11 protein-coding genes are annotated in these 15,149 nt (G+C 64.9%); 9 read left to right on the top strand and 2 right to left on the bottom strand.

The features are described 5' to 3' along the window. The first annotated feature begins 69 nt into the window (after positions 1-69). From ACFVHU_RS06710 to ACFVHU_RS06675, 8 genes are all read left to right on the top strand, one after another. A complete protein-coding gene (locus ACFVHU_RS06710; protein WP_332489307.1) occupies positions 70-1,179 on the top strand; it encodes a histidinol-phosphate transaminase in 1,110 nt (369 codons plus the stop codon). 127 nt (positions 1,180-1,306) lie between these two features. Beyond that, the gene (gene pdhA / locus ACFVHU_RS06705; RefSeq protein WP_105656216.1) at positions 1,307-2,449 is read left to right on the top strand and encodes a pyruvate dehydrogenase (acetyl-transferring) E1 component subunit alpha; all 1,143 of its coding nucleotides are present in this window, start codon (positions 1,307-1,309) and stop codon (positions 2,447-2,449) included. Next, positions 2,450-3,427, top strand: a complete 978-nt coding sequence (locus ACFVHU_RS06700; RefSeq protein ID WP_133834092.1) for an alpha-ketoacid dehydrogenase subunit beta — start codon at positions 2,450-2,452, stop codon at positions 3,425-3,427. 20 nt (positions 3,428-3,447) lie between these two features. Further along, entirely contained in the window at positions 3,448-4,863 is a 1,416-nt protein-coding gene (locus ACFVHU_RS06695) for a dihydrolipoamide acetyltransferase family protein (RefSeq protein WP_332731564.1), read from the top strand. Positions 4,864-4,999: 136 nt separating this feature from the next. Next, entirely contained in the window at positions 5,000-5,437 is a 438-nt protein-coding gene (locus tag ACFVHU_RS06690) for a carboxymuconolactone decarboxylase family protein (RefSeq protein ID WP_332489305.1), read from the top strand. A 32-nt stretch (positions 5,438-5,469) separates the two neighbouring features. After that, a complete protein-coding gene (locus ACFVHU_RS06685) occupies positions 5,470-6,366 on the top strand; it encodes a sigma-70 family RNA polymerase sigma factor (protein WP_388023318.1) in 897 nt (298 codons plus the stop codon). 59 nt (positions 6,367-6,425) lie between these two features. Continuing rightward, a complete protein-coding gene (locus ACFVHU_RS06680; RefSeq protein ID WP_388023315.1) occupies positions 6,426-7,940 on the top strand; it encodes a hypothetical protein in 1,515 nt (504 codons plus the stop codon). Beyond that, positions 7,940-10,516, top strand: coding sequence for a hypothetical protein (locus ACFVHU_RS06675; protein WP_388023313.1), 2,577 nt, complete (start codon positions 7,940-7,942; stop codon positions 10,514-10,516). Before ACFVHU_RS06680 ends, ACFVHU_RS06675 begins: the two co-directional genes overlap by 1 nt. Before the next feature lie 31 nt (positions 10,517-10,547). On the opposite strand, the gene ACFVHU_RS06670 is transcribed toward ACFVHU_RS06675, so the two are convergent. Beyond that, entirely contained in the window at positions 10,548-12,605 is a 2,058-nt protein-coding gene (locus tag ACFVHU_RS06670; protein WP_388023310.1) for a S9 family peptidase, read from the bottom strand. 205 nt (positions 12,606-12,810) lie between these two features. Between ACFVHU_RS06670 and ACFVHU_RS06665 the strand changes: the two genes are divergently transcribed. Then, the gene (locus ACFVHU_RS06665; RefSeq protein ID WP_388023308.1) at positions 12,811-13,587 is read left to right on the top strand and encodes a hypothetical protein; all 777 of its coding nucleotides are present in this window, start codon (positions 12,811-12,813) and stop codon (positions 13,585-13,587) included. A gap of 75 nt (positions 13,588-13,662) precedes the next feature. Here the strand turns inward: ACFVHU_RS06665 and ACFVHU_RS06660 are convergent, their stop codons facing one another. After that, positions 13,663-15,141, bottom strand: coding sequence for an amino acid permease (locus ACFVHU_RS06660; RefSeq protein ID WP_105656223.1), 1,479 nt, complete (start codon positions 15,139-15,141; stop codon positions 13,663-13,665). Between the last annotated feature and the right edge of the window lie 8 nt (positions 15,142-15,149).

Genomic DNA, 15,149 nt, shown 5'->3' with positions numbered 1-15,149 from the left:
CATAGAAATCTGGGATTAGGATGAACCGGAGATATCGCTAAACCCTTAGTGAGGGCTAGGCTTTGAGGTATGACTGAGAACCCGGTGACCCAAGATCAGGTGCAGCCACGCTCTGTAGTTGCACGTTTGCCCAAATACGCTGCGGGCAAGCCGCCTGCCCCTATTGAAGGCGCGAGAGCTTACAAGCTGTCATCGAATGAAATTCCCTTCGGTCCCTTGGACGCTGTGCATCGGGCGGTCGTGGAGCAGTCCAGCCTGAATCGCTACCCTGATCCGCTATCGACCAAGCTGCGCGAAGCACTTTCCGAGTACTTGGACGTTCCTGCGGAAGACATCGTGACCGGGGCCGGTTCCCTTGGCGCGTTGGTGCAGATCCTGAACGCCTTCGCGGGCCAGAACGAAGACGGCATCCAGGATGAAGTCATCTATGCGTGGCGTTCCTTCGAGGCCTACCCAATCCTCGTGCAGACTGCCGGTGCGCTGCCCGTTGAAATCCCGTTGCTGGAAGACGGGCGCCACGATCTGGAATCCATGATCGCAGCGGTGAACGAGAATACTTCAGTCATCTTGCTGTGCACACCGAATAACCCCACCGGTCCGGTACTCAGCCAGGCCGAAGTCGATGACTTCCTGGCACGGGTTCCGAAGAACGTGCTGGTTGTCCTGGATGAGGCCTACACCGAGTTCGTCCGCGACGAGAAATCGGTGGATGGCATCCATACCTACAACGAGAACGAAAATGTGGTTCTCCTGCGCACTTTCTCGAAGGCTCACGGCCTGGCGAATCTCAGGGTGGGCTACTCGGTGGCTCACCCGGAGATCACCGATAACATCCGCGTAGTGGCCACCCCGTTTGCCGTCTCCAGCGTGGCCGAGGATGCCGCGGTCGCTTCGCTGGCCCACATCGACCAGGTGCTTGAGCGCGTTGAGGGCTTGGTCATGGAACGCGAACGAGTTGCCTCGGCCCTGTCCGGGCAGGGCTGGAAGATTCCTTCCACCCAGGCGAACTTCGTCTGGCTTCCGCTGGGCGAAAATACCGATGAGTTCGTCGAGCGGGCAAACGCCGTGGCGCTGTCGGTGCGCGGCTTCTCGAACGAAGGAGTGCGCGTCTCCATCGGCGAAGTTGAAGCAAACGATCGTTTTATTGAACTGTGCAAGGAATCACTAGACCTGGCATAGGGGCAACTGGTGCTGATTTCTCGCGTTTTAGCGGTCAGTGCCTATAGGCTTAGAAATTAGACAAGCCGTATATGTCCCATGCGGAATGTATTCCGTGTGGGGCATATTTATGACCGAAGGATGATAAATGACGCGTGCTGCGACCGAGGCGACGGAGCCGGATCTGATTCAGATCCTGACTCCGGACGGCCAGCGTCAGTCCCATGGAACGTACGATGCGTATCTGGGTGACGTTGATGATGACATGCTTCGCGGCTTCTACCGCGACATGGCATTGACCCGTCGATTCGACCAAGAGGCCACAGCATTGCAGCGCCAGGGCCAGTTGTGCCTCTGGGTTCCGCTGCGCGGGCAGGAAGCGGCGCAGATCGGTTCCGGCCGTGCCACCCGCCGAAGCGACTACATCTTCCCCACCTACCGCGAGCACGGTGTGGCACTGACCCGCGATGTCTCCTTCTCCGAAATGCTGCGCCTGTTCCGCGGCATCTCCGGAGGCGGCTGGGATCCCCGGGAAAACAACTTCCACATGTACACCATGGTGCTTGCAGCGCAGATGCCGCATGCCGCCGGTTATGCAATGGCTTTGAACATGGAACAGCGCGGCTGGGATGAAGCCCGTCGCGCCAAGGAGGGCAACGCCGTAGTCGCCTACTTCGGCGATGGCTCCTCCACCGAGGGCGAAACCCATGAGTCCATGGTCTTCGCCAGCTCCTTCAACGCACCGGTGGTCTACTTCTGCCAGAACAACCAGTGGGCGATCTCCGTTCCTTTCGAGGTCCAGTCCAAGGTGCCGCTGGTCAACCGCGCCGCAGGCTACGGCATGCCGGGAGTGCGCGTGGATGGCAACGACGTGCTGGCCGTTCTGGCGGTCACCCGCTGGGCGCTGGAACACGCACGCAGCGGCAAGGGCCCGGTCCTCATCGAGGCCGTCACCTACCGCCTCGGCGCGCATACCACCGCCGATGATCCAACCAAATACCGCATGAGCGAAGAAGAGGCCCAGTGGGCCCCGAAGGACCCGCTGATCCGCCTGGAAACCTACCTGCGCGAGAACAACCTGGTTGACGACGCCTACTTCGAGCAGCTGGCCGCCGACGCTGATGCGATGGCTGCCAAGGTCCGCGAAGACGCCATGGCCTTCCCTGTCCCGCCGCTGGCCAAGTCCTTCGAGCAGGTCTACGCCGAAGCGCATCCACTGATCCAGGAAGAACTGGCCTGGCATCTGGAATACGAAGCAGGATTCGCCGATGCGGCTGAGGGAGAGCACTAAATGACCACCACAATGACCCTGGCCAAGGCCATTACCAGCGGCCTGGACAAGGTGCTGGAGTCCAATGGCAAGTCTCTGCTGATGGGCGAGGACATCGGGCGCCTCGGTGGCGTCTACCGCATCACCGACGGGCTGATCGACAAGTATGGCGAGCACCGCGTCATCGACTCGCCGCTGGGCGAGGCCGGCATCGTCGGCACCGCCGTGGGCATGGCCCTGCGCGGCTTCAGCCCGCTGGTGGAAATCCAGTTCGACGGCTTCGTCTTCCCGGCTTTCAGCCAGATCACCACCCAGCTGGCCAAGATGCACGCCCGCTCCGAGGGGCGTCTGACCACGCCTGTAGTCATCCGCATCCCTTACGGCGGCGGCATCGGCTCCATCGAGCACCACTCCGAATCCCCGGAGGCGCTGTTCGCCCACACCGCGGGCCTGCGCATCATCACCCCGTCCAACGCGCATGACGCCTACTGGATGATCCAGCAGGCAGCCAGCTGCCAGGACCCGGTGATCTTCTTCGAGCCCAAGCGCCGCTACTGGCTCAAGGGCGAGGTCGATACCGAAACCCCGGCGCTGGATGCCTTCAAGGCGCAGGTGGTTCGCCCGGGCACCGACGCGACCATCGTCGCCTACGGCCCGCTGGTGCCGATCGCCCTGGCTGCCGCTGATGCCGCGCTGGAAGATGGCCGGTCCATCGAGGTCATCGACCTGCGCTCGCTGTCGCCGATCGATTTCGACACCATTACCGAATCGGTGCAGAAGACCGGCCGGCTGATTGTCACCCACGAAGCGCCGACCTTCGGCGGCCTGGGCGGCGAAATCGCGGCCCGCATCACCGAGCGCGCCTTCCTCTCGCTGGAAGCCCCAGTGCTGCGCGTGGGCGGATTCCACATGCCTTACCCGATTTCGAAGGTGGAGTCCCAGTACCTGCCGGACATCGACAAGTTGCTTGAAGCCCTCGACCGGTCTTTCGCTTACTAAGCGGAATCCAAGGAGTAGTAATGACAGTCTTTAATCTCCCCGATGTGGGCGAAGGCCTGACCGAAGCGGATATCGCCTCCTGGAAGGTCAAGGTGGGCGACACCGTTGAGGTCAACCAGATTTTCGTGGAAATCGAAACCGCGAAGTCGCTGGTCGAGCTGCCCTGCCCCTTCGCCGGGGTGGTCACCGCATTGCACGCGGCCGAGGGCGATACCGTACTCGTGGACAACCCGCTGATCACCATCGATGAAGAAGGCAACGCGGCACCTCCAACCGGCGTGCCCGAAGCAGCCGAAGCCCTGAGCACCGCCGCACCGCAGGCCTCGGAGGAACCCGGCCCGCTGGTCGGATCGGGCCCCACCGCTGATGCCTCGGTGCGCCGGGCACGCACCACCCGCCCCGCTCCTTCGACGGCCGGTGCGCGAACCGCAGCGGTGCGCGCCTCCGGCTCCGCCTTGGCCGAGACCATCTCGCGCCGCGCGCAGTCCCTGGGTACCGCGGTGACCCGCGAAGTCGACCGCCGCAAGCCTGCGGTGGCGAGCTTCGTGGACCGCGTGCTGGCCAAGCCGCCGGTACGCCGGCTGGCCAAGGAGCTGGGCATCGACATCAACGACGTGGTGGGCACCGGCAACCAGGGCGAGATCACCCGCGAAGACGTCAATAGCTACCAGGCCCAGCGCGAAGCCGAGCATGCAGCGGCGCCAACCTATTGGGCCCACGGCCAGCTGGCCGATGCCCGCGTGGAACGCACCCCGGTGCGCGGCGTGCGCAAAGCCACCGCCAAGGCCATGGTCGACTCGGCCTTCACCGCACCGCATGTCTCGATCTTCGTGGATGTGGATGCCAGCCGAACCATGGAATACGTGCAGCGCCTGAAGAAGTCCCGCGACTTCGAGGGCATCAAGGTCTCGCCGCTGCTGGTGCTGGCCCGTGCCGTGATCTGGGCGGCGGCCCGCAACCCTTCGGTGAACGCCAGCTGGGTGGAAACCGCAAACGGCGCCGAGATCCACCAGAAGCGCTTCATGAACCTGGGCATCGCCGCAGCCACCCCGCGCGGCCTGCTGGTGCCGAATATCAAGGACGCCCAGAACCTGAACATGAAGGAACTGGCCATCGCCCTGAACGATCTGGCCACCACCGCGCGTGCCGGCAAGACCCGTCCCGAGGACATGCGCGATGGCTCGCTGAGCATCACCAACATCGGCGCGCTGGGCATCGACACCGGAACCCCGATCATCAACCCGGGCGAAGTAGCCATCGTTGCCTTCGGCACGATCCGCCAGAAGCCATGGGTCATCGACGGCGAAGTGGTCCCGCGCTGGATCACCACCCTGGGCGGCTCCTTCGACCACCGCGTGGTTGATGGCGACCTCTCGGCCCGCTTCATGGCCGACGTGGCGTCGATCCTGCAGGAACCGGCGATGCTGCTGGACTAGGCGACTGAGGCGGACACCCCAAGGAAAACTCCTGAAAAAGTTTTTCCTTGGGGTGTCACAGTTTAAGCTCCGGATCCGACGTACTTTTGAAGGGCAGCACACTGCCCGGGAAACGACTAGGAAACTGGAGCAAAGCATGCGCATGAATTTGGGCAAGACCCACAAGAAGGGCTACGCCGCGGTACTGGGACTGGAAGCCTATGCCGGCCAATCGCTGCCCAAGGAACTATACGAACTGGTTAAGCTGCGCGCCTCGATCATCAACGGCTGCTCCTTCTGCACCGACATGCACTCCCATGACGCACTGGAGATGGGGATTTCCGCCGCGAAGCTCTTTGCCGTGGCCGCCTACAACGATTCGCCATTATTCAGCGATGCCGAACGTGCCGCACTGCGGTTGACCGACGCGGTCACCCGGCTGGACCCGCAGCACGGGGTGAGTGACGAGGTGTGGAACAGCGCCGCTGAAGAATTCAGCGAAGAAGAGGTGGGCAACCTGATCCTGGCCATCGCCACGATCAATGTCTGGAACCGCATCGCTATCACCACCCAGCTCGAACCCCCGGTGCGCTGATAGTGCCAGGACCCGCAGGTAGAATCAGGCGCGTGGAAGAACCAAGGGAATCTGCCGCACTCGGGCAGTGGAACTCGCAGCGGCGCCGGCTGACGGTCCTGGCCTACAACATGCTCGGAGCCTGGGCGCAGGCCGAAGACGTCGTCAGCGAAGTGGGCGAGAATCTGCTCAAGCTCGATCCAGCGGCCGCGCAGCAGGTGCGCAATTGGCCGGCGTACCTCACCACGCTGACCACGCGCCGGGCCATTGACGTCCTGCGCTCGGCGCAGCACCAGCGGACAGAGTATGCCGGTTCATGGCTACCCGAGCCGGTGGACCAGCAGGAGCTTCCCGAGGATGCAGCCGTCACCGCGTCGATGCTGCGCATGGGCGTGCTCTTCCTGCTCGAAGAACTCTCGGCCCCATCCCGAGCAGCCTACGTTCTGCACCATGCGCTGGGGTATACCTCGGTGCGCATTGCCGAGGTTCTGGAGATCTCGCCTGCGGCGGCACGGCAGCTGCTGAGCCGGGCCAGCCGGAAACTCGGGCAGGCCCGGGCGCCAAGCAGGGAATCGGGTCAATTGTCAGCCCTGCTCTCGAAGATCGTTGAGGCCATCCGCGCGGCTGATGCCGGGGAACTGGTCAGCTTGCTGGCCGAGGACGCGGTGCTCTACTCCGATGGCGGCGGCAAGGTCAGGGCCGCGTTGAACCCGGTGATCGGAGCGCATCGCATCGCCCGCTTCCTGATGGGCGTGGAGCGGAAGAATCCCGGGCGAACCGTCTTCATGGGCCGAGTCAATGGGGAGCCTGCGTTGCTCTTCAGGCTGGCGGACCGGCAGGACGTGGTCGCGATCGAAGTGGCCGAGGGATCCATCCGAACGATCTTGCAGGTTTCGAATCCGGACAAGCTCTGGCAGGTGGGGAGCAGGTGGGATCCGCTGACCGGGTAGATGCGTGCTGTTCCACGTGAAGCCGGATTAGTCGAACCCCTGTTGATACAGTAGTTTCCATGACTCGTCCCCGCCGCCTCGGACCGCCGGTACCACGCAGGGCCCTGCTGGCAAGCATGCTCGCGGTCTGCCTCGGACCTGGCCTCGGCGCGGGCAGCATCCCGTCCTTGACAAGCGCGCAAGCCGCCCAATCAGAGGCGCCATCGCCGGCACCGGTCTACCCCTCGGCGACACCCGGCGGGGATTCCGAAGACGAAGGCACCGTCCGCATTCCTTCGGTGAGCTCCCAAGAGGGGAACTTCTATCTGGCGGTCACCGACGCGGCGCTCGATGATGTGGATTCAGAAAGAATCATGGATCAGGTCCGGGCGGCTGTCGATGGCCAAGATGCGAAAATCCTGCTCGGGGTGGACCAGGAACCCAACAATCTCAAGGGCGCCGGCCAGCTGGTGCGCGGGATGCTGATGTTCGGCGACAGCGACGCGCTGAGCGATGACTGGCTGGAGAACGGAAAGACCCTGGGCTATGTCGGGGAAGGCTGGATCGCCATCGGCGTGATGCTTCCCCGGGAAGCCGGGGATCCGGTGGACATCGCCGTGGATCCCGGGCGCGACGTGCGCGAAACCGCACCGGGAAGCCAGCAGCGGATCCTGGAGGCAGGGCAGGGAGAGTTCGCCGCCGGGGATTACACCGCGGGGATCACCGCCGTCGCGCTGGCCACCACGCAGCAGCTGCAGGCACCGCCTGACCGGACACTGGCCAAGGTGATCGCCGTGGGCGCGCTCGCCGCGGCCATTGCGTTCCTGCTCGCATGGGCCTGGCGTGCCAAGCGCCGCAAGGCCCGGCAGGCAGCCGCCGCCGATCGCAACAAGGAGGCCGAGCTGCTCGAATCACGGATCCAGCGAGCAAGCATTTACCTGGGCCGCCATCCGGTGCCCGATCCCGGCCTGACGCGGGAGAGCCGCTTGGCGCAGGTCATGGCAGAACTTGAAAGGCAACGGGCCGGCTCCCAGCAAGGCGCCTTGCGCGCACTGGACACGGACCCGGATTCCCTGCAGCCGCAGCAGGTCTCCGAAGCGCAGCTGGCCCAGCTGCGCGACCGCGAGCACGAGCTCTCGCTGCTGCGCGGAGCGGTGCAGCTGGCCCACGCCTTCACGGTACGGCCACGGGATTCGCGCGAGTCCTGGAACCGGATTTTCGAATACCACCGTGCACGGCTGGAGGACCTGGCGCTGTTCCTCGATCTTCCCGGTGCCGGGCAACTGGCTTGCGCCCAGGCCGCGCGCACCGTGATCATCACCCATGCCGATGAGCTGCAGCTGCTGCGAACCCGGGTGGGCCGGCGGGGCACCGGGGCGGAGGATGCTCCTGGAATCCTTGAGCGGCTATGGGAGCTGCGCGACGAGCTCGATAGCGTGCTGCGCGATGCGCTGGAGCAAGCCGGGCAGGCACGGCTCAAGGTCCCGCAAGGGCTGGGTGAGCGGATGGCAGGCAAGCAACCGGCCGCCGATGCGCTGGAGCATGATCCCATGGCGGTGCTCAGAAATTTCTTGCCGGGAAGCGAGGCCTGCTGATGCCTGCCCGCTTGATGCATGATTCGACCGGGCGGCGCCTGCGCCGCCCCTTCCATTGGACTGCCATCGCCGCCATTGCCATGGCTTTGGTGACCACGGCCCTGGGCGTGCGCGCCGTGCTGGCAGTGCAGGCAGCCAACGTCCCGGCACCCTATGAGGTCAAAGTGGTTGTCCAGGGCGAGAACCCTTTCAATATCACCCAGCAGACGGTGGACGCCGAGCTGGCCCGGCACCCAGTGCGGGCCACGGCCCCGCTGGAACTGGTCGTCGCCGAACGCTGGCTAACGGGTGATGAACTGCTGCGCGGAGAAGTGCCCGAAAACCAGATCATCGTCTCGACCAAGATGGACAACCGGGATTCCGGGCAAAGCGATGCCGAGCAGCGCTTCTCCGGGGTGGGTCTGGACCGGAATCTGGCCGCGTCCGATGACGCGCACACCGACCTGCGCTTCGATATCGAGGATGCCTTCGTCAAGAACGTGTCGGTAGGCCACGGACCCAAGGCGGTGGTGGCCGCCGCGCATACCGCCGCCGTGCTGCTGGATGATTCGCCCAGCAACTCGGCGATCTTCTGGTTTGCCGTGGTCGGCGCCAGCGCCATGCTCACCGCCGCGTTCCTGGCCAGCGCCCTTCGCTTCCGCTCCCGGTGGGCATCCCGGCACCGGCGGCTGGCCGCGGCGCAGCGCAAGCTGGCCCGCGTGGTCCTGGATCTCGAAGCGCTGGAAGCCACCTACCAAGCCACCGACCCATCGCGCCGCCCAGCCGGATTCACCAAGGCGTGGCGGCAGCTCGAATCCCTGTCCCTGGAGGCCGCCCGCCGCGAAGAGCCCTTGGTGCACTCGCTGTTCACGCGCGCAGAGTGCCTGGAAAAGAGCACCGGGCAGCAACTGGCCGCTTTCGAGGCCGACGCGCGCAAGCTGACGGAACTGGCCGACTCGCTGATGGGTGCCGGCTCGGTGCATGCGCGCCTGGCCGGCACCGCGTCCACCTTCGACAAGCTCAGCTCTCCGATCAACGATGCGGCCACGGCGCTGCTGATCCGGCTGGAAACGGCTCCCGGCACCATGGTGGCCGGCGGGGATCTGGAGAACTTCCGCAGCGCCCTGGGCGAACTGCTCAACACCGCCCATGGCGACACCGGCCAGCGCACGGCCATCGAGCGCTGGTCCGAGGCCGAAAAGCGGCTGGCCAAGCTTGCCGGGAAAATCGCCACCCGGCTGCGCCGCTATCCGCGGGGCCTGAAGCAGGACGTGCCACAGATCGGCAGCCAGCACAATGAGCTGCGCGCCAGCCTGGGGCTCCCGCCGGCAACCAAGCAGGGTGCGCTGCAGCAGATCGCCATGGCGAATGCGCTGGCCCGCGGGGTGCTCGGTGACACGATGCAGACCGACCAGGTCGCCGGAGGGACGCTGGGCAAACGAGCAGCCTGGCAGCGCATGCTGGCCCGCTTCGCCGGCACCCGCAAGGCAGCTGGCGATGAACCGTCCAAGCGGCGCCGGGTCTGGACCGCCGGACTGCTCGCGGCCCTGCTGGTGGCCAGCCTGATAGCCTCGGGGCTCATCGTCTCCTCGATATCCAACGAGCCCGAACGCACCTATGAGGGGTCCGGCCGGGGGATGGAACTTGAAATCGATGACCAGGGGCAGCTGGTAGATGAGGCAGAGATCCGCCGGTACATGGAAGAGGACTTCGACACCCCGCAGCAGATCCTGGTCGCGGTGCGCGATGCGGAGGCCTACTTGGACATCAAGGAGGTCGAAGGCTATGACTTCCGCGAGTCGACACCTGAGAGCGTGCGCTCGGCGATCTTGCGGATCAAGGACGAATACTCTGATCGCGCGGATCCTTCCAACGGCGAGCTGGCCGAGGACCTGACGATCATCCCGCTGCTGATCACGGATGCCGGCAAGGGCATCATGCCCGGGTTGATTTCCGGAGCGGTCATCAGCGGAACCGCCTCCTGGGGAACGACCGGCGGGTGGGATCATGGAAGCATCTACGAGTCGAGCTATCCTGCCATGGAAGTTGCCGGCACGGCCGAGGACTTCGCCGTGGTGCTCAAGCGGGCCGGCTATGAGCAGCCGGACTACAACACCACGTTGCTGTACTGGATGCTCGTGTTCATGCTGTTCTTCACGGTGATCAATGTGGTCCAAGTGATCCAGTACCTGCTCGGGGCGAGCACGCAGCTGACCAGGTTCTCCCGCGGCTCGCGATCGGTCCAGCAATCGCGCCGGCAGCTGGAGGAGCTGGCCATGGGCTTGGAGGATTCGCAGATCAATGCGGTGGCCGTGCTCGGCGCGACCGCGGCCCCGAATGCGGACGAGGCAGGGCAGCGATTGTTCGAGCGGGCCTTGATGATGGCTTGGCGCGAAGCCCAGGAATTGTCCTCGATGACCCTGGGCCAGCGCCTTGCCGCCGGCTATGCCCAGCGCGCGGCGCATCTGGCCCGGCTGGTAGCGCTGCTGGGCGAACGCGATGCCGACGTGGCGCGGCGGGCCAAGGCGCTGGTGCTGGCCAGCCGCGGTGCCGGGGGAGATGCTCCAGCGCCAGTGGAACTGCCGGGACAGAAATGACTCCGCCCCGGCAGTCCGGCACTGCGCGGTTCTAGCCCAGCAGCTCGGGCAGTTCCTGCGGCGCGTTGCCCAGCACCTTCTGGGAGAGGAACTCGGTGACTACCTGGTACCAGATCTTGGCGTGCTGCGGGGACAGCACCCAGTGGTTCTCATCCGGGAAGTACAGGAACTGGTGCTCGGTGCTGCCGTCTTCCTTCTGGGGCAGCCCCGAATCGGCTAGCAGCTCGTACCACAGGCGCAGGCCCTCGCCGATGGGCACCCGGTAGTCCTTGTCGCCGTGGATGACCAGCATCGGGGTGACGATGCTGCCCACCGAATGATGCGGCGAGTTCTGCTCGCGCATTTCGGGGCTCATCTCGCGGGTCCAGTAGAACGCGGCGTCGGTGGTCTTGCCGAAGCCTTCCAGCGCCCACAGGCTGGCGTGGGTGACGATGGCCTTGAAGCGGTCGGTGTGCCCAGCCACCCAGTTGGCCATGTAGCCGCCGAAGGAGCCTCCCATGGCGGCGGTGCGGGTTTCATCGATGTCCGGCCGCGCCTCGGTGGCATCGGTGATGGCCAGCAGGTCCGTGTACGGTTCCTGGCCCCAGCGGCCCCAGCCGCGCTGGATGAACTCCTGGCCGTAGCCGGTGGACAGGGCCGGATCCGGCAGCAGCACGGCATAGCCCTGGGCCACCAGCAGCCACGGGCTCCAGCGCCAGCTCCAGGCATTCCACGAGCCCAGCGGCCCGCCGTGGATCCACAGCAGCAGCGGCGCCTTGTCGGCGGCAGAAGCGGTGGCGGGCAGGGCCAGCCAGGCGCGGATGTTCGACCCGTCTTCGGCGGTGGCTGAGACCTCGGTGAGCGTTCCGGGCAGGGTAGGGCGGGAGACCGGGGAGCGCAGTTCGGTCAAGGCCGCGAATTCGCCCTGCTCCAGGTCCCCGGTATGCGCCAGGTCGATGGCTACCGGTTCGGCCGGGTACAGGTAGCTGGAACGCAGCGCGTAGGCGGTACGCGAGTCGCTGCTGATGGCCAGATCGGTGTACGCGCCGTCATCGGTGAGCCGGGTGATCTTGTCGTTGTACAGGCTCAGATGGAAGACCGGGGCGTGGCCGTTGTCATCGGCGGTCAGCAGCAGCGAGCGCCCGTTGGGAACCCACTGCAGGTCATTGACCCAGCGGTCCCAGCCGGCGGCGATCCGGTGGGTGGCGCCGTCGGCCAGATCCATCAGCCACAACTCGAAGACCGGGGCGGTATCGGCGGTGGAACGCTCCCAGCGGGCGTAGGCCAGCTGGGTTGAATCCGGGCTGATCTTGCCCAGCGTATATTCGTACGTGTCGTCGGGGGCCAGCAGCATTTCGTGGGCGCCGGTGTGCAGGTCGATGCGCATCACTCCCGGGGCTGAGGAAGCCCGGCCTTCGGGAACCTGCCATTCGGTGACCAGGAAACTGCCATTGGAAGCAACGTCGTAGGAGGTATCCTCCAGATTCGCGCCGATGCCCGGGGTGAGGTCGGTGAGCTGGGTACTGGTGGCGTCCTGCAGGCCCGGCAGGGACCCGGTGTAGTAGTGCGGGGTGGACGGGCCCAGATCTTCGTCCCAGTAGCGGACCGGGTAGCCGGTGTGCAGGATCGCCGAGACCTTCTTGTCCTTGCGGCCGGTGCGCAGTGCCGCTTCGGCGTCCAGGTCCTTGGCGCGGGAGAAAGCCGAGGTGCGCAGCACGATGGTCTGCGGGGACTGCTGGCAGATCCGCAAGGACTGCACCCCGGCAGGGTGGGAAATCACCGAGCGGGCTTCGCCTCCTGCTACCGGCAGGATCCAGCCTTCGGCCTTGGCGTCTTCCTTCGACGAGCGCTTGGCCACGAAGAGCAGGTCGCCGTTGGCGGTGAACTGCGGTTGCGATTCGCCGTGCTCGCCGAACGTCAGCCTGCGTGCTGGTGCTTCGCCTTTGGGATCCAGCGACCAAAGGGCGCTTTCGTATTTCGTCCCGTCCTCGGAAAGTTCGCTGAGGGTGGTGACGAGCTTGGTGCCGTCGGGGGAGAGCGCCAGGCCGCCGAGGCGGCCCAGGCCGATAAATGAATCTAAATTATGAAATGAATGCTTAGAGTGTTCCACTTCACATATCTTGCCACTGTTCGCGGCTGGGCACTACCGGAAATCGAAAATTACCCGGCATCGGCAACAAGATCGGGACAACTTGCAACCAAGGCGTGATGCCGCCGCCATTGGAAAAACCTGCAATTGAGTGGAGGATGAATTCAATGGGGGAGCTCGCGATGTCAGCTGCATGACCGGATCATGGATCAAGGAGTTGGAAAAGATGAACCGTGCCAGAACCCGTCTCGGCGCGCTCCCGATGATGTGCGCAGCAGCCCTGATGCTGGCTGCCTGCCAGGGAGCCCAGCCGGACTCGACACCCAGCCAGGAACCTGCGCCAAGCGGCGCATCGCCATCGGCAAGTGCCAGCTCGCCGGAGGCTTCGAGTCCCGAATCCAGCCCATCGCCAGGCGCCGAAAGCCCGGATGCGCCAAGCACGGCGGCGCCCGAGCTGAGCCAGGAGCATGAAGTGCATGGCATCCAGTTCATGACCCCGGAGCAGTGGACCGCCACCGGGGATGACTGCGAGGGTGAATGCACCGAATGGGATGAATGGGAGATCAAGGACGCGCAGGGCAAGCATGTGCTCACGCTGATCCCCACCACGGCAACCTCGCCGGATGGGGACATGTCGCTGTACGAGCGGGAGCTACTGGAGCGCGAAGAGCTGCCGGACCCCGGAGCTGGCACCGGCTTCCATCCCGCCAGCTTCATTGCCGAGTTCTGGGAATCGACCAGCCAGGAGGATGGCGAGAAGGATTCCGGGTTCGATATTGCCCTGGTCGATGACCAAGTGCTCGCCCAGCGCAATGAGAACCCGGATCTGAACTTCTTCAAGGTCGGCGAGCAGTCGCCGATGATGTGGGTCGAAGAGGACTATCTGGAAGACCATGGCGTCCCGGATGACCCGGTGAAGCAACAGGCGCAGCAATTCCTGGATACCCAGGAATATGCGTTGGTGCGCGAAATCCTGCTCAGCGTCCAGCCGGCCAAGGGCTAGGCCAAGCCCGGCACGCAAGAAAGGACCGGCCCGGAAGCAGCTCGAGGCTGCTTCCGGGCCGGTCCCGGGATCCTGCTACCGCTGGTTGGCCGGCTGCTCGTTGTGCAGCCGCGCCTTGGCGATCTCGTTGATCCGTCCGCGGCACAAGTACCAGCCGCCGATGATCAACGGGATGATGACCACCAGCGAGGCAATGGTCCAGGTGCCGATGGGATTATCGAAGGCCATCATCACCAGCACCAGGGCCAGGAAGCCCAGGGTGACCCAGCCGGAGACCGGAGCCAGCGGCATCCGGAAGCCGGGGCGCTGCTGCTCGCCGCGCTTGGCGGACTTCACCAGCGCCATCTGGCACAGCACGATCATCCCCCAGGAGGCAATGATGCCGATGGCCGCGAAGTTCAGCACGATCTCGAAGGCCTTGGCCGGGACCACGGCGTTGAGCACCACGCCGAACACGGCCACCACAGCGGTGATCACGATGCCGCCGTAGGGAACCCCGGCCTTGTTCATCCGCCCGGCGAATTTCGGCGCCGAGCCGTTCAATGACATGGAGCGCATGATGCGCCCGGTGGAGTAGAGCCCGGCGTTCAGCGAGGACAGCGCCGCGGTGAGCACCACCAGGTTCATCACCACGTCCATGCCCTGCACGCCGATGGATCCGAAGAAGGTCACGAACGGCGATTCCCCGGCGCTGTACGCGGTGTAGGGCAGCAGCAGCGAGAGCAGCACCAGCGAGCCGACGTAGAATACGGCGATGCGGATGATCACGGTGTTGATCGCCTTGGGCATGACCTTTTCCGGATTCTCCGTTTCGCCCGCGGCGGTGCCGATCAGCTCGATGGAAGCATAGGAGAAGACCACGCCCTGCATCAGCACCAGCACCGGCAGCAGGCCATTGGGCAGCAGCCCGCCATTGGAGCTGAGCAGCGAGAAGCCGACCTCATGTCCTGCCAGCGGCGTGCCGAAGATGACGAAGTAGCAGCCAATGATCAGGAAGGCCACCAGGGCCACGACCTTGACCAGTGCGAACCAGAATTCCATCTCGCCGAAGGCCTTGACCGAGATCAGGTTCATGGCCAGCACCACGGCCAGCGCCAGCAGCGCCCAGAGCCACTGGGGCACCGAGCTGATCCACCCCACGTACTTGCCGAAGAAGCCCATGTACAGGGCCACCGCGGTGATATCGACAATGGCGGTCATTACCCAGTTCAACCAGTACAGCCAGCCGGTGGCGAAGGCCGCCTTCTCGCCGTAGAACTCGCGGGCGTAGGACACGAAGGAACCGGTGGACGGGCGGTGCATGACCAGTTCGCCCAGCGCCCGCAGGATCAGGAAGGCGAAGAAGCCGCAGACTGCGTAGCTGATGACAATGCCCGGTCCGGCTTCGGCCAACCGGCCGCCGGCACCCATGAACAGCCCGGTGCCGATGGCGCCGCCAATGGCGATCATCTGCATCTGCCGGGAGGACAGGCCCTTGTGGTAATCGTTGTCGCCGGCCGTCAGCGCGGCATCGGGGACGTGCGCCGCGGTGGCGTGCGGAGTGGAATTATCCATATGATTCC

This window comes from Glutamicibacter sp. NPDC127525 (genome assembly GCF_042672105.1).
In the GTDB taxonomy this organism is placed as follows: Bacteria; Actinomycetota; Actinomycetes; order Actinomycetales; family Micrococcaceae; genus Glutamicibacter.
This window is presented reverse-complemented; position numbering and strand designations above follow the sequence as displayed.

Excerpts from the sequence above, each read along its gene's own strand:
- ACFVHU_RS06695 (WP_332731564.1), top strand. The coding sequence starts at position 3,448 with ATGACAGTCTTTAATCTCCCCGATGTGGGCGAAGGCCTGACCGAAGCG.
- ACFVHU_RS06675 (WP_388023313.1), top strand. The coding sequence starts at position 7,940 with ATGCCTGCCCGCTTGATGCATGATTCGACCGGGCGGCGCCTGCGCCGC.
- pdhA (WP_105656216.1), top strand. The coding sequence starts at position 1,307 with ATGACGCGTGCTGCGACCGAGGCGACGGAGCCGGATCTGATTCAGATC.
- ACFVHU_RS06660 (WP_105656223.1), bottom strand. The coding sequence starts at position 15,141 with ATGGATAATTCCACTCCGCACGCCACCGCGGCGCACGTCCCCGATGCC.
- ACFVHU_RS06710 (WP_332489307.1), top strand. The coding sequence starts at position 70 with ATGACTGAGAACCCGGTGACCCAAGATCAGGTGCAGCCACGCTCTGTA.
- ACFVHU_RS06680 (WP_388023315.1), top strand. The coding sequence starts at position 6,426 with ATGACTCGTCCCCGCCGCCTCGGACCGCCGGTACCACGCAGGGCCCTG.
- ACFVHU_RS06690 (WP_332489305.1), top strand. The coding sequence starts at position 5,000 with ATGCGCATGAATTTGGGCAAGACCCACAAGAAGGGCTACGCCGCGGTA.
- ACFVHU_RS06665 (WP_388023308.1), top strand. The coding sequence starts at position 12,811 with ATGAACCGTGCCAGAACCCGTCTCGGCGCGCTCCCGATGATGTGCGCA.
- ACFVHU_RS06700 (WP_133834092.1), top strand. The coding sequence starts at position 2,450 with ATGACCACCACAATGACCCTGGCCAAGGCCATTACCAGCGGCCTGGAC.